Annotated in this window: 18 protein-coding genes; 7 read left to right on the top strand and 11 right to left on the bottom strand. The window is 74.8% G+C overall.

The features are described from left to right. Positions 1–4 precede the first annotated feature (4 nt). A complete protein-coding gene (locus KBX37_RS11870) occupies positions 5–469 on the bottom strand; it encodes a VOC family protein (RefSeq protein WP_307849042.1) in 465 nt (154 codons plus the stop codon). A 197-nt stretch (positions 470–666) separates the two neighbouring features. On the opposite strand from KBX37_RS11870, the gene KBX37_RS11865 reads away from it, so the two are divergent. The 3 genes from KBX37_RS11865 to tsaA are packed head-to-tail and all read left to right on the top strand — an operon-like array spanning position 667 to position 2,884. After that, positions 667–1,524: an MEDS domain-containing protein gene (locus KBX37_RS11865; RefSeq protein ID WP_210775959.1), complete on the top strand. Its 858-nt coding sequence runs from the start codon at positions 667–669 to the stop codon at positions 1,522–1,524. Next, positions 1,521–2,474: a sensor histidine kinase gene (locus KBX37_RS11860; RefSeq protein ID WP_307849041.1), complete on the top strand. Its 954-nt coding sequence runs from the start codon at positions 1,521–1,523 to the stop codon at positions 2,472–2,474. Before KBX37_RS11865 ends, KBX37_RS11860 begins: the two co-directional genes overlap by 4 nt. Further along, positions 2,471–2,884, top strand: coding sequence for a tRNA (N6-threonylcarbamoyladenosine(37)-N6)-methyltransferase TrmO (tsaA, locus tag KBX37_RS11855; RefSeq protein ID WP_210775958.1), 414 nt, complete (start codon positions 2,471–2,473; stop codon positions 2,882–2,884). Before KBX37_RS11860 ends, tsaA begins: the two co-directional genes overlap by 4 nt. A gap of 24 nt (positions 2,885–2,908) precedes the next feature. Here tsaA and KBX37_RS11850 read toward each other — a convergent pair whose 3' ends face one another. Both KBX37_RS11850 and KBX37_RS11845 read right to left on the bottom strand, forming a co-directional pair. After that, entirely contained in the window at positions 2,909–3,538 is a 630-nt protein-coding gene (locus KBX37_RS11850) for an MBL fold metallo-hydrolase (protein ID WP_210775957.1), read from the bottom strand. Next, a complete protein-coding gene (locus tag KBX37_RS11845) occupies positions 3,535–4,623 on the bottom strand; it encodes an S-(hydroxymethyl)mycothiol dehydrogenase (RefSeq protein WP_210775956.1) in 1,089 nt (362 codons plus the stop codon). The genes KBX37_RS11850 and KBX37_RS11845 overlap by 4 nt, the downstream gene beginning before the upstream one ends. 142 nt (positions 4,624–4,765) lie before the next feature. Between KBX37_RS11845 and KBX37_RS11840 the strand changes: the two genes are divergently transcribed. Next, complete coding sequence (locus tag KBX37_RS11840; RefSeq protein WP_210775955.1) at positions 4,766–5,185, top strand: hypothetical protein; 420 nt, start codon at positions 4,766–4,768, stop codon at positions 5,183–5,185. Between the two features lie 11 nt (positions 5,186–5,196). Here the strand turns inward: KBX37_RS11840 and KBX37_RS11835 are convergent, their stop codons facing one another. The 3 genes from KBX37_RS11835 to KBX37_RS11825 all read right to left on the bottom strand — a co-directional run bounded on the left by KBX37_RS11835 (position 5,197) and on the right by KBX37_RS11825 (position 8,375). Then, positions 5,197–6,504, bottom strand: a complete 1,308-nt coding sequence (locus KBX37_RS11835; RefSeq protein WP_307849040.1) for an MFS transporter — start codon at positions 6,502–6,504, stop codon at positions 5,197–5,199. Next, positions 6,501–7,163 carry a GntR family transcriptional regulator gene (locus tag KBX37_RS11830; RefSeq protein ID WP_210775954.1) on the bottom strand — a complete coding sequence of 221 codons (663 nt, stop codon included), beginning with the start codon at positions 7,161–7,163 and terminating at the stop codon, positions 6,501–6,503. The genes KBX37_RS11835 and KBX37_RS11830 overlap by 4 nt, the downstream gene beginning before the upstream one ends. A gap of 90 nt (positions 7,164–7,253) precedes the next feature. Further along, positions 7,254–8,375, bottom strand: coding sequence for a CapA family protein (locus tag KBX37_RS11825; RefSeq protein ID WP_210775953.1), 1,122 nt, complete (start codon positions 8,373–8,375; stop codon positions 7,254–7,256). Between the two features lie 99 nt (positions 8,376–8,474). On the opposite strand from KBX37_RS11825, the gene KBX37_RS11820 reads away from it, so the two are divergent. Then, positions 8,475–9,389: a glycosyltransferase family 2 protein gene (locus tag KBX37_RS11820; RefSeq protein WP_210775952.1), complete on the top strand. Its 915-nt coding sequence runs from the start codon at positions 8,475–8,477 to the stop codon at positions 9,387–9,389. A gap of 43 nt (positions 9,390–9,432) precedes the next feature. On the opposite strand, the gene KBX37_RS11815 is transcribed toward KBX37_RS11820, so the two are convergent. Genes KBX37_RS11815 through KBX37_RS11805 form a run of 3 tightly spaced genes read right to left on the bottom strand, consistent with a single transcriptional unit; the run spans position 9,433 to position 12,778 of the window. Beyond that, positions 9,433–10,341, bottom strand: coding sequence for an alpha/beta fold hydrolase (locus tag KBX37_RS11815; protein ID WP_210775951.1), 909 nt, complete (start codon positions 10,339–10,341; stop codon positions 9,433–9,435). Next, a complete protein-coding gene (locus tag KBX37_RS11810; RefSeq protein ID WP_210775950.1) occupies positions 10,338–11,240 on the bottom strand; it encodes an SDR family oxidoreductase in 903 nt (300 codons plus the stop codon). Before KBX37_RS11810 ends, KBX37_RS11815 begins: the two co-directional genes overlap by 4 nt. Positions 11,241–11,278: 38 nt before the next feature. Beyond that, the gene (locus KBX37_RS11805; protein WP_210775949.1) at positions 11,279–12,778 is read right to left on the bottom strand and encodes an NAD(P)/FAD-dependent oxidoreductase; all 1,500 of its coding nucleotides are present in this window, start codon (positions 12,776–12,778) and stop codon (positions 11,279–11,281) included. Positions 12,779–12,890: 112 nt separating this feature from the next. Here KBX37_RS11805 and KBX37_RS11800 point away from each other — a divergent pair, with 112 nt between their 5' ends. Continuing rightward, positions 12,891–13,547, top strand: coding sequence for a TetR/AcrR family transcriptional regulator (locus tag KBX37_RS11800; RefSeq protein WP_210775948.1), 657 nt, complete (start codon positions 12,891–12,893; stop codon positions 13,545–13,547). A 35-nt stretch (positions 13,548–13,582) separates the two neighbouring features. Here the strand turns inward: KBX37_RS11800 and KBX37_RS11795 are convergent, their stop codons facing one another. Both KBX37_RS11795 and KBX37_RS11790 read right to left on the bottom strand, forming a co-directional pair. Continuing rightward, the gene (locus tag KBX37_RS11795; RefSeq protein ID WP_210775947.1) at positions 13,583–14,041 is read right to left on the bottom strand and encodes a hypothetical protein; all 459 of its coding nucleotides are present in this window, start codon (positions 14,039–14,041) and stop codon (positions 13,583–13,585) included. Next, positions 14,038–14,514 carry a hypothetical protein gene (locus KBX37_RS11790; RefSeq protein ID WP_210775946.1) on the bottom strand — a complete coding sequence of 159 codons (477 nt, stop codon included), beginning with the start codon at positions 14,512–14,514 and terminating at the stop codon, positions 14,038–14,040. The genes KBX37_RS11795 and KBX37_RS11790 overlap by 4 nt, the downstream gene beginning before the upstream one ends. Positions 14,515–14,558: 44 nt before the next feature. Between KBX37_RS11790 and KBX37_RS11785 the strand changes: the two genes are divergently transcribed. Further along, positions 14,559–15,599 (top strand): YafY family protein, encoded by a 1,041-nt coding sequence (locus tag KBX37_RS11785; RefSeq protein WP_210775945.1) that lies wholly within the window; start codon positions 14,559–14,561, stop codon positions 15,597–15,599. Positions 15,600–15,601: the final 2 nt, after the last annotated feature.

Genomic DNA, 15,601 nt, shown 5'->3' with positions numbered 1-15,601 from the left:
GGCGTCAGCGCTCGCGATCGGTGCCGAAGCCGTCGAGGGTGGCGCGGTCGTCGAGGTCCCGCAGCTCCTCGAAGAGGGTGAGCTGCAACCCGGCCGGCGCGTCGAGGCGTGAGTTGAGCGAGTGCCAGGGCGTCACGGTGGGCGGGGCGATCTCGGTCGCGCCGGCGGCCACCAGCCGGGCGGTGGCGGCCGGCGCGTCGTCCACCTCGAACGCCACCCGGATCTGCGGAGCCACCTGCCGGCCCACCTCGACCTCGTCGATCATGCGCTTCTGGGCCGGGTTGGCGATTTCGAGGGTGGCCCGGCCGGCGTCGAGGATCACCACGCGGGCGTCGCCGGCACCGGAGAACGCGGCCTGCTCCGGCAGGCCCAGGGCGTCGCGGAAGAAGGCGACCGCGGCGTCGTAGTCCTCGGCCTCCACCACCAGGCGCAGCTGTCGTACGGTCGGCGGTCGGTCCTCGGTGCTCACCCGGTCGATCCTAGAACCGCGGCTGTCCGGTCGTCGGCAGGGCCGGCCGCGGTTTTGTGACGGTCCACCCGGGACACAGCGGCAGGTTCGGCGGCAGCGGACGGGGGCGGACCGGCGGGCACCGGGCGTCCTTCGGCGTTGGGCGGTGCCGGGGTGCGGGCTAGAGTGGGGCGCGCGGCGACCGGAAGGCGATGAGGGTGACTGCAAGCGCGGTGGTCGACCAGCTGCACCTGGGTGACCACGTCTGCTGGGTGGACGACGACGAGACCGGCAGCCTGCACGCCGCCGGCCGCTTCGTCGCCAGCGGTCTCCGCCTCGGTCACAAGGTCGTCTGGTTCACCGACGGGGTTTCCCCGGCCGCCGTCCGGGCCCACCTCGACGGTGCGGGCGTGCCCACGGAGGCCGCGCTGGCCGGCGGCCAGCTACGGATCGCACCGGCGGTGGAGAGCTACATCGCCGGGGGTCGGTTCACTCCGGACGAGATGATCGGCAACCTCACCACCGAGATCCTGCGGGCCCGGCGCGAGGACCGGGCGGGGGTACGCGTCGTCGGCGACATGGGCTGGGCGATCCGCCAGGGCATCTCCGTCGCCGACCTGGTCCGGTACGAGGCCGAGGTCAACCGGCTCTTCCTCGACGGCGAGGCCGCCGCGATGTGCCTGTACGACCGGCGGCTCTTCCCCGCCGAGTACCTGCTGCCGGCCACCGCCGCCCACCCCGCCACCGTGGGACGCAACGCCGGCCGGGCCTGGGCGCCGATGCTGCGGGCGTACCGGACGCGGGAACCGCACGGCCTCCGCCTGGTGGGCGAGGTCGATCAGAGCAACCGGGGGGCCTTCGCCGCCGTGCTCCAGCACGTCACCGGTCCGGGCACCAACCAGCGGACGGCGGTGCTCGACGTCTCCGAGCTGCGCTTCGCCGACGTCGGCGCCGCGAGCGCGCTGGCCCGCGTCCGCCGCAACGCCCCCTCGCAGGTACGCCTGGTCGGCTGCCGCCCGGCGTTGACGCGGCTGCTAAACCTGGTCGACGGCGCCGACCCGGGACCACCGGCGTGACGGCCGCGGCGGAGACCGGGCCGATACCGGGGAGTCTGGTCCACGAGGGAGCGTTCTACCGGGACGCCGCGGAGTTGCTGGCGCTGGCGGTGCCCTTCGTCCGGGACGGTCTGACTCACGGGGAACCGGTGCTGGTGGCCGCCCCGGAGGACCGGCTGGCGCTGATCCGGGCCGCCGTCGGCGCGGACGACGACCGGGTCCGGTACGCCGACCTGACCGTGCAGGGGCGCAACCCGGGGCGGATCATCCCGTGGGTGTTGCAGGCCTTCGTCGACCGGCACCCCGACCGCCGGGTGCGGATCGTCGGCGAGCCGGTGTGGGCGGAGCGTACCGAGCTGGAACGGCCGGCCTGCGCGCAGCACGACGCCTTGATCAACGTGGCGTTCGCCGAGCGGGACGTCGCGATCCTCTGCCCGTACGACGTGTCGCGGCTCGCCCCCGCGGTGCTCGCGGACGCGTATCGCACCCACCCGGTGCTGGTCGACGGGGCCGGTCGGCGGCCCAGCCCCACCTTCGCGCCGGAGCAGGTCGTCGCCGGGCACAACAAGCCGCTGCCGGTCCCGGCCGAACCGGTCGCCGTGCTGCCCTACGACCTCGACATGCTCGGCGACGTGCGCCGCTTCGTCACCGGGCACGCGCAGGCCGCCGATCTGCACCCCGACCGGGTGGCCGACCTGCAGATCGCGGTGACCGAGCTGGCCACCAACAGCATCGCCCACGCCGGTGGCGGCGGTGTGCTCCACGTGTGGCGCACCGGTGAACACCTGGTGTGCGAGATCCACGACGGCGGCTGGCTGACCGATCCGCTCGCCGGCCGGCTGGCGCCCCGGCAGGACGGCATCGGCGGGCGTGGCCTGGTCATCGTGCAGGCGCTCTGCGACCTGGTGCTGGTGCACACGGCCCCGGCCGGCACCACCGTACGGCTGCACCTGCGCCTGGCGGGCGCGTGAGCGGGACGTACGAGCTGCGGCCGGTCGGGCGGGTGGAGTCCCCGCTGACCGACGCGGACCTCGCGCCGAAGCAGGGGGACGAGGGCGCGCCGGAGGCGTGGCTGGTCTTCTCCCCCGCCGTCGGCGCGGGCCTGCGCGACCTGCGGCCGGGCGCGGAGGTGCTGGTGCTGACCTGGCTGGACCGGGCCCGCCGGGACGTCCTCACGGTGCACCCGCGGGGCGATCGGAGCCGGCCGGAGACCGGGGTGTTCAGCACCCGCTCCCCGCACCGGCCCAACCCGATCGGGCTGCACCGGGTGCGGGTGCTGGCGGTCGACGGCCTGCGGGTGCGGGTGGCCGACCTGGAGGCCCTGGACGGCACGCCGGTGCTGGACGTCAAGCCGGTGCTGGCGGGGCCCGGGGAACGCTGAGCCCGACCCCGGCGCCGGCGTCGGTCAGTGCCCCCGGGCCAGCCAGTCCGGAAGGTGCGGTGCCTCCGCGCCGATGGTGGTGTCGTCGCCGTGCCCGGTGTGCACCACGGTCTGCGGCGGCAGGGTGAGCAACCGGTCGCGGATCGACGCGACGATGGTGCCGAAGTCGCTGTACGAGCGGCCGGTGGCGCCGGGACCGCCGGCGAACAGGGTGTCCCCGGTGAAGACCGCGCCGAGGTCGGGCGCGTGGAAGCTGCACGCGCCCGGACTGTGGCCGGGGGTGTGCAGGACCCGCAGGGTGGTGCCGGCGACGTCGATGCCCTGCCCGTCGGCGAGTGTCCCGTCGGGCGGCAGGTCGGGGTGGACCAGGTCCCACAGCACCCGGTCGGCGGGGTGCAGCAGCACCGGCGCTCCGGTGGCCTTCGCCAGCTCGGGAGCGACCCGTACGTGGTCGTCGTGGGCGTGGGTGGCTAGAACGGCGACGACCCGGCGGCCGGCGACCGCGCGCCGGATGGCGTCCACGTCGTGCGGGGCGTCGATCACCACGCACTCGGTGTCGTCACCGACCACCCAGACGTTGTTGTCGACGTCGAAGGTCTGGCCGTCGACGGAGAAGGTGCCGGAGGTGACGGCATGGTCGACGCGGGCGGTCACGGGAACACCACCACCGAGCGCAGCACGTCGCCGTGGTGCATCCGGCGGAACGCCTCCTCGACCTGGTCCAGGGCGATCTCCTCGGTGACGAAGGCGTCCAGGTCGAGGCGGCCCTGCAGGTAGAGCTCGGTGAGCAGGGGGAAGTCGCGGCTGGGCAGGCAGTCGCCGTACCAGCTGGACTTGAGGGCGCCGCCCCGGCCGAAGACGTCCAGCAGGGGCAGCTCGACGGTCATCTCCGGGGTGGGCACCCCGACCAGCACCACCGTGCCGGCCAGGTCACGGGCGTAGAACGCCTGCTTCCAGGTCTCCGGGCGGCCGACCGCGTCGATCACCACGTCGGCGCCGAACCCGCCGGTGGCGGCGCGGATCGCCTCGACCGGGTCGTCCGCCGAGGCGTTGACGGTGTGGGTGGCGCCGAACCTGCGCGCCCACTCGAGCTTGCGGGCGTCGGTGTCCACCGCGATGATCGTGGTCGCGCCGGCGAGGGCCGCGCCGGCCACCGCGGCGTCGCCGACCCCGCCACAGCCGATCACGGCGACCGAGTCGCCCCGGGTGACCTGGCCGGTGTTCATCGCCGCGCCGAGCCCGGCCATCACTCCGCAGCCGAGCAGCCCGACGGCGGCGGGCCGGGCGGCGGGGTCGACCCTGGTGCACTGCCCGGCGTGGACCAGCGTCTTTTCCGCGAAGGCGCCGATGCCCAGCGCCGGGGCGAGTTCGGTGCCGTCGGTGAGGGTCATCTTCTGGGCGGCGTTGTGGGTGTTGAAGCAGTACCAGGGCCGCCCGCGCCGGCAGGCCCGGCACACGCCGCAGACCGCCCGCCAGTTGAGCACCACGAAGTCGCCCGGCGCGACGCCGGTGACCCCCTCCCCCACCTGCTCGACCACGCCGGCCGCCTCGTGGCCGAGCAGGAACGGGTACTCGTCGTTGATCCCGCCGTCCCGGTAGTGCAGGTCGGTGTGGCAGACCCCGCAGGAGCGCACCTTCACCACCGCCTCGCCGGGCCCCGGGTCGGGCACCACGATGGTGGTGACCTCGACCGGCGCGCCCTTGCGCCGCGACACGACTCCCCGGACTTCCTGGCTCACGGTGTCCTCCCGGCTGCGCCCACGATCATGCCTCCCGCGAACCTACCGCCGCGCGGGCTCGGGGACACAGCCCCACGCGGCGGGTTATCGCGGCCGATGCGGGGTAGGCGGGGGCACGATTCTCCGCGGGACGGGAGTGCACATGAAGCTCACGCATGCGCCGTTGCGGCTCATCATCGGCGCGTTCTTCCTCAATTCAGGGCTCGGCAAGCGGACGCTGGAGGGTGAGGCGGCTGAACAGCTGCACGGCATGGCCGCGGGGGCGCTCCCCCAGCTGCGGCAGATCGACGCGGCCCGCTTCGCCCGGCTGCTGTCCGCCAGCGAGATCGCGCTGGGCGCCGCCCTGCTCACCCCGTTCGTGCCGTCCCTGCTGGGCGGGCTGGGGCTGACCGCGTTCGGGGCCGGGCTGGTCCAGCTCTACGTGCGTACGCCCGGCCTGCGCGAGCCGGGCAGTCTCCGACCCACCCAGGCCGGCGTCGGCCTCGCCAAGGACTCGTGGCTGGTCGGCGTCGGCCTCACCCTCGTCCTGGACTCGCTCACCCACCGCCGGTTGGTCCGCTGACCGCCGCGCCGTCAGCGGCCGGCCACGCTCCCGACGGGTACGGCGTCGGCGGCCCGTTCGGCGGCGTGCCGGCGGCGGGCGGCGTTGCGGTAGCGCAGCACCTGGACCGCGCCGAGCGCCCAGAGCAGGTACTGCACGGCGAAGGCCCAGCGGTAGGCGTCCAGCGTCGGGGTCGCCGGTCCGGCCGGGCCGGCCACGTCCAGGACGACGCCGACCGCGAGGATCAGCACGATCGAGGCGACGAACCCGCCGACGTTGACGATGCCGGTGGCGCTGCCGATCCGGTGCACCGGGTTGAAGGTGCGCGCGTAGTCGAACCCGATCACCGAACCGGGGCCGTTCACCGCCAGGACCAGCACCAGGACCACCAGCAGCCAGTGCGGCGCGCGGCCCGGCCAGGCCAGCACCACGGCCCAGACCGCGGCGGTCCCGGCGGTGATGGCGAAGACCACGACCGAGCGGCGGAACGGGTGCCGCGCGCACAGGTGCGCGACGACCGGGCCGCTGAGCAGCGTCGCCACGGTCATCAGGGTGAGCAGGCCGGCCGCGGCGGTGGGTGACAGACCCTGCCCCTGCACCAGGAACGGGTAGCCCCAGAGCAGCGCGAAGACCGCCCCGGAGAACTGGGTGACGAAGTGGGTCCACAGGCCCAGCCGGGTGCCCGGCTGCGCCCAGGCGGCGGCGAGCTGCCGGCGTACGGTGGCGAAGTCGGGGGCGAGGGCGCCGGCGTGTTCGCGGTGCGGGGTGTCCCGGACGGCGGCGGCCACCATCAGCAGCACCGTCGCGCCGAGCGCGGCGGCGGTGAGGAAGGCCGGGGTCCAGCCGGCGTGGTGCAGCAACGCCACCAGCGGCACCGCGCCGAGGATCGCCCCGAGCTGGCCGAGGGTGCCGGTGAGCTGCACCATCAGCGGGTTGCGCCGGCCGGGGAACCAGAACGCGACGATCCGCAGCACGCTGATGAAGGTCATCGCGTCACCGAGGCCGACCAGCATCCGGGCGGCCACGGCCACGCGTACGTCGGTGGCGACGGCGAAGCAGAGCTGCCCGGCGACCATCAGCGCGCCGCCGACGAGCAGCAGCCGGCGGGAGCCGTACCGGTCGAGCAGCACCCCGACCGGCACCTGCATGGCCGCGTACACGGCCAGCTGCGCCACCGAGAAGGTGGCCAGGGCGGCGGCGTTGATGTCGAACCGGTGCGCGGCGTCGACCCCGGTCACCCCGAGCGAGCCGCGGTGGAACACGGCCGCCACGTACGCGCCGAGCGCGACCGCCCAGACCAGCGCGGCGGACCGGCGCGGGATGGCCGGGGCGGCGTTCACCGCAGGGACCGGAAGGCGCTGGCGGCACTGTCGATGTGCGCGCCCACGGCGTCGAGCCAGGCGTGCGGGTCGTCGCCGTCGAGGGCGGCGAGCTGGCTGGCGTGCTCGGTGAGCGCCACCCGGGCCCAGCCGGGCGAGAGCCGGAAGCTGGCCTCCCCCATCCGCAGCTGGCGGTCGCGCAGCCGGTGGTACAGCTCGGCGAGGATCTCGTTGCCGGCCGCCTCCACCACGCTGGCGTGGAAGGCCCGGTCGGCCTCCATCAGCGCGCGCAGGTCACCGGCGGCGTGGGCCGCGCGCATCCGGTCGAGCCAGTCGGCGAGCACCGGGCGCAGGGCGTGCCGCTGCGGCCAGACCCGCTCGGCGGCGTGCAGCTCGACCAGCCGCCGGGCCTCGACGACGTCGGTGATCTCGCGGGCGGAGACCGGCCGGACCAGCGCGCCACGCTTGGGGTAGAGCGCCACCAGGCCCTCGGCCTCGAGCCGGAGCAGCGCCTCGCGGACCGGGGTGCGGGAGACCCCGGCCGCCTCGGCGATCTCGCCCTCGCTGATCAGCGACCCGCCCGGATGGACCTGCTCCAGGATGGCCCGCTTGAGGTGGCGGTAGGCCCGTTCCGCGGCCGACGGCACGGCGGCGCGCGGCAGCGAACTGGGATGCGTCATGTATCTATGGTGCGCCCCTGCCCGGTGGGGTCGCTGTGGCGGGAGGGTCCGGGTGGGGCCCGCCACACCGCCGCGGCAGGGTCGGCCGGATCAGGCGGTGCCGCCGCCGGCCGGGTCGAGCACGATCAGGCCGTCGTCGCCGAGGCGGAACCGCGTCCGGTACGGCGCGCCGAGGCGGTCGGCCAGCTCGGCGAGCCAGCGGGCCTCGTCGGGCGCCGCCGGCTCCAGCCGCATCCGGCGGACCCGGACCGGCACCAGGCGCAGCCCGGCCAGGCCGTCGGTGTCGAAGGTGGGCAGGTACAGCGTCCGCAGTTCCGGGCGGAACGACTCCTGCCCGCCGATCCCCTCGTAGTCGTCGATCAGGTCACCGCAGCCGTACAGGATCAGCCCACCCCGGTACGCCTCGATCGGTCGCGGGTGGTGCGAGGAGTGGCCGTGCACCAGGTGCACCCCGGCCGCCACCAGCCGGCGGGCGAAGCTCACCTGCTCCGCCGGCACCTGGTAACCCCAGTTCGATCCCCAGTGCACGGAGACCACCACCAGGTCGCCCGGCCCGGCCTCGCCGGCCACCCGCTCGGCCAGCGCGTCGGCGGACGCCTCGGTCGTCTCCGGCAGGTACGCCACCCCGGGTCGCCCCTCGGCCGCCGCCCACTGTGGCGGGACCCCGGCGGACGGGGCGCCCACCGACCAGAGCAGCAGCCGGCGGCCATCCCCCAGGTCGATCCGGGCCGGCCGCCAGGCCTCCGCCGCGTCCCGGCCCGCGCCCGCCGGCGTGATGCCGACCCGGCGCAGCCCGTCGAGGGTGTCGGTGAGCCCGTCCGGGCCGAAGTCGAGCACGTGGTTGTTGGCCAGTGCGCAGACGTCCAGCCGGGCGGCGCTGAGGCAGCCCAGGTTGTCCGGGTGCATCCGGTAGTGGATCTCCTTGCCGGCGGCGAACTCGCCCCGGCCGGTCACCGAGGTCTCCAGGTTGACGATCCGCACGTCCGGTCGCAGGTCGTCGAGCAGCCGCAATGCCTCCCCCCACGGCCAGTCCGGCGGGACCGGGCGCGGGATGGGCCCGGACGCCCGCTCGGCCAGCTCCACGTACCCGTTGGCGTCGCCCACCATCGGCTCGCGCAGCTCGGGCGGTCCCGGTCGGGGCAGGATCTGATCCACGCCGCGACCGGTCATCACGTCGCCGCTGAGAAACAGGGTCACCTGGTCGCCGGGCATGACGCCAGCTTCCCGTACCGGCGGCGTCGTACCCCGACCATGGTGGGAATTGCACCCACGATTGCGTGAGGCAGCCGGATAAGGGGTACCAGGGCCGCCATGACGGCGGACGTGACGGTGGTGGTGGCCACCCGGAACCGGCGCGAGCAGCTGCTCGACGTGCTGCGCCGGCACGCCGGGCCGGTGATCGTGGTGGACAACTACTCCGACGACGGCACCCCGGAGGCGGTCGCGGCGGCCTTCCCCGAGGTACGGGTGGTGCCGCTCGGCACCAACCTGGGCGCCGGCGCCGCCCGCAACGTCGGGGTGGCGCTGGCCCGTACCCCGTTCGTGGCCTTTGCCGACGACGACTCCTACTGGGTGCCGGGGGCGCTGGACCGGGCGGCGGAGATCCTGCGGGCGCACCCGCGTACCGGGCTGCTGACCGCCCAGGTGCGGGTCGGCGCGCAGCGTCGGCTCGACCCGGTCTCCGCCGGGATGGCGCGGGCGCCGCTGGGCACCCCGGCGGGCGCGCCGGGTCCGGCGGTGCTGGGCTTCCTGGCCTGCGCGGTGGTGCTGCGCCGGGCCGCGTTCACCCAGGTCGGCGGGTTCGCCGACCGGCTGGGGACGTACGGCGAGGAGGCGCTGCTGGCGATGGACCTGGCCGCCGCCGGCTGGCACCTGGCGTACGTGGACGAGCTGGTCGTGCACCACCTGCCGCTGCCGGCCGGTCGGGACCGGCGGGCCCGGCACCGGCAGGAGGCGCGCAACCGGGTGCTGACGGCGGCGCTGCGCCGGCCGTCGCGGGTGGTCGCCGGGGTGGTCCGCCAGACCTGGCGGGACCCGGAGCGCCGGGCCGGCCTGCTCGACGCGGCGCGACAGCTCGGCTGGGTGCTGCGGGAGCGCCGGCGGTTGCCGGCCGCCGTCGAGGCGGACCTGGCGGTGCTGGAAGGCGCCGCCCCGCCGCCGGTGCCCGCCCAGGACGCACCGGTGGCGCGCGCGGTGCCGGCGCCAGCCGGCGCGGAGGTCGGGTAACCCCCGCTCCGGCCGGCGCCGGACGCGGTCAGCGCGGACGCGGTCAGCCGGCCTCGGTCACCGCCGGCCGCTGCGGGGCGGCCTCGTCGGCGAGGTCGCCCGCCTCGGCCGCGGCCCAGAAGTCGACCAGCAGTCGGTGGAACTCCTCGGCCCGTTCGATCTGCGGCATGTGCCCGCATTCGGCGAACAGGTGGGTCCGGGCCCGGGGCAGCCGGGCCCGCGCGGCGTCGAGGTGCCCGGCGGGGAGGATGAGGTCCCGGTCGCCCCAGACGATCAAGGTCGGCACGTCGAGCCGGGAGACCTCGGTCAGCAGCTCCTCGCGCCACTGCGGGCGGACGCCCCGGAAGGTGCCCAGGTCACGGCACGTCTCCAGCATCACCCGGGCGGTGTACGGCTGGCGGGCCACCTCCAGGGCGTACGCGATCCGCTCGTCGGTGGCGAACGACGGGTCGTGGAAGAGGGCGCGCTCGACGCGGCGGGCGAAGGACCGGTTGGGGCGCAGCAGCAGCCGGCCGAACGGGCGCAGGGCGAGCACCCGCAGGGCGGCGGCGACCTCCTGGCCGAACCCGGCGCTGTTGATCAGCACGAGGCTGGCCACCCGGGCCGGCTCGGTCACGGCGAAGCGCATCGCGACGGCCCCGCCGAGCGAGTTGCCGACCAGATGCGCCGGCTGGTCGACGCCGACCGCGTCGAGGTAGTGCCCGACGAAGCGGCCCAGCGCCGGCAGGGTGCACGGCTCGGCCATCGGCAGCGACCCGCCGTACCCGGGCAGGTCGACGCTGTGCACCCGGAAGCCGCGGGCGAGCAGCTCGTGCTGCTCGGTGAAGTCGCGCAGGGTGCGCCCGATCCCGTGCAGCAGCACCACCGGCGGGCCGTCGCCGTCGACCCGGTGGCGCACCCGGCGCCCGTTCACCGTGACGTGCCGGGGGCGCGGGTCGGTCGTGGCGGTCATACCCGCTCCCCCGTGGACAGCTCCGGCGTGGTCGCCGTGGGCGTTCGACCGGCCTGGCGCGCCGGATCGGCGGCGCCCCGGTTGAGCCCGGCCACCAGCACCCGGTGGTACGACGCGGGGGCGACCCGGGCCAGCAGGTCGGGCAGCTTCGCCGACCAGCCGATCAGCACCCGGCCGCGCCGCCGTTCGACGCCGCGCAGGATCACCTCGGCGGCCTTCGCGGGCGGGATGGAGAGCAGTTTCTCGAACTGCCGCAGCCCGGCCTCGTACTCCTCGGGCGCCACGCCGCTGCCGATCCGGGCGTTGCGGGCGATCCGGGTGGCGATGCCGCCGGGGTGCACCGAGGTCACCCCGATGCCGTCGTCGGCCAGTTCGTGGCGCAGCGCCTCGGTGAAGCCGCGCACGGCGAACTTGCTGGCCGAGTAGGCGGCCTGGCCGGCGGGGGCGATCAGTCCGAAGAGGCTGGAGACGTTGACCAGGTGGGCGCCGGGCTCGGCCTTGAGCGCCGGCAGCAGGGCGTGGGTCAGCCGCACCACCGCCCGGAAGTTGATGTCGACCACCCAGTTGAACTCGTCCAGGGTGACCTGGTCGAACCGTCCACCGAGGGCGACCCCGGCGTTGTTGACCAGCAGGCGGATCCGGGGGTGCCGGGTCCGGATCTCCTCGGCGACCCGATCGGTGGCGGCCGGGTCGGCCAGGTCGACCAGGTGCGTGTCGACCTGCCGGTCGGGGTGCGCGGCGCGGATCGCCGCCGCCACGGTGTCGAGCCGGTCGGCGTCCCGGTCGAGCAGCACCAGGTCGGTGCCGCGCGGGGCCAGCCCGTGGGCGAGCGCCTCACCGATCCCGCTGGCGGCGCCGGTGACCACGGCGGTCCCGGCGGGAAAGACGAACCTTCGCACGGCGTTCTCCTTCTGCGGTGCGGGTGGTGGAGCCCGGGTCAGGCGACCGGGGCGTCGGCGGTACGGGCGCCGGCGGCGGCCGGCGTGGCGCGGGAGAACCGGATGCCCTCGTCGACCAGCCGCCCGCGCTTCATCAGCAGCACGTCGCGGGCGTAGTTCTGGTGCAGCCGCCAGGGGGCTCGGGCACCCTGCTTCGGCAGGGCGTCGACGCTGCGCAGCACGTACCCGGCCTTCATGTCGATCAGCGGCACCAGCTCGCCGGAGCCCGGCGCGACCGGGGCGACGACCTGCTGACCGGTGGCGTCGAGGTGGCGCAGCAGCCGGCAGACGTAGGTGGCGACCAGGTCGGCCTTCAGGGTCCAGGAGGCGTTGGTATAGCCGATCGTCATCGCGAAGTTCGGCACGCCGGAGAGCATCATCCCCTTGTACGCGACGGTCTTGGCGAGGTCGACGTCGACGCCGTCCACGGCGAGGGTCATCCCGCCGAGGGCCAGCAGGTTGAGCCCGGTGGCGGTGACCACGACGTCGGCGGGCAGCTCCTCGCCGGAGCCGAGCCGGACGCCGCGCTCGGTGAAGGTGTCGACGGTGTCGGTGACCACCGACGCCCGGCCCGCCCGCACCATCTGGAACAGGTCGCCGTCGGGGACGATGCAGAGCCGCTGGTCCCAGGGGTTGTAGCGGGGCGAGAAGTGCCGGTCCACGTCGTAGCCGACCGGCAGCCGGCCCTTGGCGGCCCGGCGCAGCAACGACCTGACCAGTTTCGGCGCGCGCCGGCTGAGCTGGAAATTGGCCGTGCCGAGCAGCACGTTCTTCCAGCGCACCACCGGGTACGCGGCCCTCGCGGGCAGCCAGCGCCGCAGCGCGTCGGCGACCACATCCCGGGAGGGCAGCGACATCACGTACGTGGGCGAGCGCTGGAGCATGGTGACGTGGCCGGCGCGTTCGGCCATCGCCGGGACCAGGGTGACCGCCGTGGCGCCACTGCCGATCACCACCACCCGCTTGCCGGTGTAGTCGAGGTCCGCCGGCCAGTGCTGCGGGTGCACCAGCTCCCCAGTGAACCGCTCGGCCCCGGGGAACTCGGGCGTGTAGCCGGCGTCGTAGCGGTAGTAGCCGGAGCAGGCGAAGAGGAACGCGCAGGTGAGGACGACGTCCTCGCCGGTGTCGTCGCGGTGCGCGTGGACGGTCCACCGGGCGCTCGCGCCGTCCCACTCGGCGCGCAGGACCCGGTGCCGGAAGCGGACGTGCTCCTCGACGCCGTACTCGCGGGCGGTCTCGCGTACGTAGCGGCGGATGGCGTCACCGTCGGCGATGGCCTTCGGGTCGGTCCACGGCTTGAAGGAGTAGCCGAGGGTGAACATGTCCGAATCGGAGCGGATGCCGGGGTAGCGGAACAGGTCCCAGGTGCCGCCGATCGCGTCGCGGGCCTCGAGCACCGCGTACGTCTTGTCCGGACAGTTGCGTCGCAGGTGGCAGGCCGCGCCGACGCCGGACAGGCCGGCTCCGACGATGAGGACGTCGACGTGGTCGGAGGCCATGGCAACTCCCTGGCTGAGGCGGTGGACGGACACTATCCACCACCGTCGACGCCCGTCAACACTCTGTCGAGAGCAATCGACACCCTGTCGAGCGCGTGTAACATCGGCGTTCATGACGACCGTCCGTACCCCCACCGGCGCCGCGGCCGGCCGCGGACGGCGGGCCGGACGGTCCGCGGGCGACGACCGCGAGCTGGCCATCCTGGCCACCGCCGAGCGGCTGCTGGAGCAGCGCCCGTTCGGTGAGATCTCCATCGACGACCTGGCCCGGGGCGCCGGCATCTCCCGGCCGACCTTCTACTTCTACTTCCCCGCCAAGGACGCGGTGCTGCTGACCCTGCTGGACCGGGTCACCGAGGAGGCCGACACCGCCGCCGGGGACGTGCTGGTCCACCTCGCCGAGAACCCCCGGGCCCGGTGGCGGGAACTGATCAGCCGGTTCCACGCCACCTTCGGCGCCCACCGGGCCGTGGTGCTGGCCTGCGCCGAGGTGCGCGGCACCAACGCCGAGGTGCGCCGGCTCTGGGCCCGGGTGCTGGAGCGGTGGGTGCAGGCGGTGGAGGCCGCCATCGAGGCGGAACGCCGCCGGGGCGCCGCCCCACCGGGCCTGCCCGCGCGGGACCTGGCGATCGCGCTGAACTCGATGAACGAGCGGGTCTGGTACGCGACCTTCGCCGGCGACGGGCCGGCCGTGGCCGAGCGGGACGTGGTGGACGTGCTGCTCGACGTCTGGCTGACCGGCATCTACCGCAGCACCGATCCGGGCTGAGGGCGTGGCGGCGCTGCCGCCACGCCCTCGACCGTTCAGTCGGCCCGGGTGAAGTCCATGATCCAGTTGGTCTCCCAGGTCGTCCCGTCGTCGATGGAGAATGCCTGTTCCCACCGGCAGGAGGTGGCGGTGATGCCGGACCAGACGAACCGGCACCGGATCGGCCGACCCTCGTCGCTGTCGTCGGCGTAGAAGGTGCCCACCTGATCGGTGAACTTTCCGACGACCGGGGGCAGTTCCAGCCGGCCGCGCTGGCTGTGCATCCAGTAGATCGACCACTGCGCGGAGACCGGGTCGAAGATCCGTACGGTGGCACCGGAGAAGCCCCTGGTCGGGCAGGTCATCTCGTCGAAGCTGCCCGCGCCGGCGAAGAACCGGTGGGCGACCATGGTGGCGGGGAACTCGTCCCAGTCGTCGCTGCCGACGTGCCGCCGGGTGAGGCGACGGTTGGCGACGTCCCACCGGCCGGCCAGGAAGTCGAAGTCCCCGCTCACCGGCCCACCGGTCCTTCCGCCCGACTGTCGGCCAGGTACCCGGCCAGGTCCGGCAGGTCCGGGGCCAGCACGTGGCGGACCCAGGCGGCCCGCTCGTGCTCGAGCACGCCGAGTTCCCAGACGCAGCCGACCCCGGGCCGGTCCAGCGGCACGAAGTGCGCCGGGTCGTCGTCCGGGCAGCGCAGCGCCGGCTGCCCGGCCACCGCGATCCGGCACTCCACCACGTTGTCCCAGAACCAGGCGTACGCCAGCAGGTAGGCGCCGGTGTCCGCGCCCCGGTGCAGCACCACCCAACCGGCCGGCGGGGTGCCGCCGTCGGGCGGAGACAGCAGGCGGGGCAGGAAGGCGTAGGCGGCGCGTTCCACCTCCGGCGTGAGGCGCGGCTCCGGCTGGTCGATGTGGTAGCGCTTGAGCTGCCGCCCGGCGACCGTGACCGGTCCCGGCGTCCGCAGCTCCTTGTCTCGGAAAGCCATGCCGGGACGGTAGGCCCGATCTGCTGACAACTAGTGTCAGCGGAATGCGCGCCAGTCGCCTGCTCTCGCTCCTGCTCCTGCTCCAGACGCACGGCCGGATGACCGCTGCGGCACTCGCCGAACGGTTGACGGTCTCCACCCGCACCATCTACCGGGACGTCGAGTCGCTGCACGCCGCCGGCATTCCGCTCTACGGCGAGGCCGGGCACGCCGGCGGTTACCAACTGCTCGACGGCTATCGCACCCGGCTGACCGGGCTGACCACCGAGGAGGCCGAGCGGCTCTTCCTCGCCGGGCTGCCCGGCCCGGCCGCCGAACTCGGCTACGGCGCCGTGGTCGCCGCGCTGCAACTGAAGCTGGACGCCGCGCTGCCGGCGGCGCTGCGGGACCGGGCCGAGGCGCTCCGCCAGCGATTCCACCTGGACACCCCGAGCGGGTACTCCGACGGCGACGCCTCGCCGTACCTGGCGTCCACGGCGGACGCGGTGTGGCGGCAGCACCGGCTGCGCGTGCGCTACCGCAGCTGGCGCGGCGAGCGGACGACGGTGCTGGCGCCGTACGGGCTGGTCCTCAAGGGCGGTCGATGGTATGTGGTCGCCGACGGGGGAAACGGTCCAGCCAGCTACCGGGTCAACCAGATCCTCGACCTGACCGTCCTGCCGGAGACCTTCGAGCGGCCGGCCGGCTTCGACCTGCCGACCTGGTGGCGGACCCACGTCATGGATTTCCGTGCCCGCCTGCACCGGGACGAGGCGGTGATCCGGCTCTCCCCCGCCGGCCGGGAACGACTCCGGGACATCGGCAGTGCGGTGGTGGTCGCGACGGCCGAGGCGGGCGCGGGCGCCCCCGACGCCGACGGATGGGTCACCACCGTGGTGCCGATCGAGTCGCTGACCCACGCCCACGGCGACCTGCTGCGGCTCGGCGCCCAGGTGGAGGTCCTCGCCCCGACCGAGCTGCGCGACCTGCTGGCGGAGACGGCGGCCGGGCTCGCCGCCCTCTACCGGACCGCGACCGCCCCGTCATCGGGGCCCTGCTCCCCGGACGTGGCGGCCTCGACGCCGGGCCGGCGACCACGTCGGTGAGG

This window comes from Micromonospora sp. U56, from assembly GCF_018070095.1.
GTDB classification, from domain to species: domain Bacteria; phylum Actinomycetota; class Actinomycetes; order Mycobacteriales; family Micromonosporaceae; genus Micromonospora; species Micromonospora purpureochromogenes.
This window is presented reverse-complemented; position numbering and strand designations above follow the sequence as displayed.

What these genes read in the sequence shown, in the direction of transcription:
- KBX37_RS11785 (WP_210775945.1), top strand. Translation starts at nt 14,559, where the DNA reads ATGCGCGCCAGTCGCCTGCTCTCGCTCCTGCTCCTGCTCCAGACGCAC.
- KBX37_RS11830 (WP_210775954.1), bottom strand. Translation starts at nt 7,163, where the DNA reads ATGACGCATCCCAGTTCGCTGCCGCGCGCCGCCGTGCCGTCGGCCGCG.
- KBX37_RS11800 (WP_210775948.1), top strand. Translation starts at nt 12,891, where the DNA reads ATGACGACCGTCCGTACCCCCACCGGCGCCGCGGCCGGCCGCGGACGG.
- KBX37_RS11815 (WP_210775951.1), bottom strand. Translation starts at nt 10,341, where the DNA reads ATGACCGCCACGACCGACCCGCGCCCCCGGCACGTCACGGTGAACGGG.
- KBX37_RS11805 (WP_210775949.1), bottom strand. Translation starts at nt 12,778, where the DNA reads ATGGCCTCCGACCACGTCGACGTCCTCATCGTCGGAGCCGGCCTGTCC.
- KBX37_RS11840 (WP_210775955.1), top strand. Translation starts at nt 4,766, where the DNA reads ATGAAGCTCACGCATGCGCCGTTGCGGCTCATCATCGGCGCGTTCTTC.
- KBX37_RS11825 (WP_210775953.1), bottom strand. Translation starts at nt 8,375, where the DNA reads ATGCCCGGCGACCAGGTGACCCTGTTTCTCAGCGGCGACGTGATGACC.
- KBX37_RS11790 (WP_210775946.1), bottom strand. Translation starts at nt 14,514, where the DNA reads ATGGCTTTCCGAGACAAGGAGCTGCGGACGCCGGGACCGGTCACGGTC.
- KBX37_RS11820 (WP_210775952.1), top strand. Translation starts at nt 8,475, where the DNA reads ATGACGGCGGACGTGACGGTGGTGGTGGCCACCCGGAACCGGCGCGAG.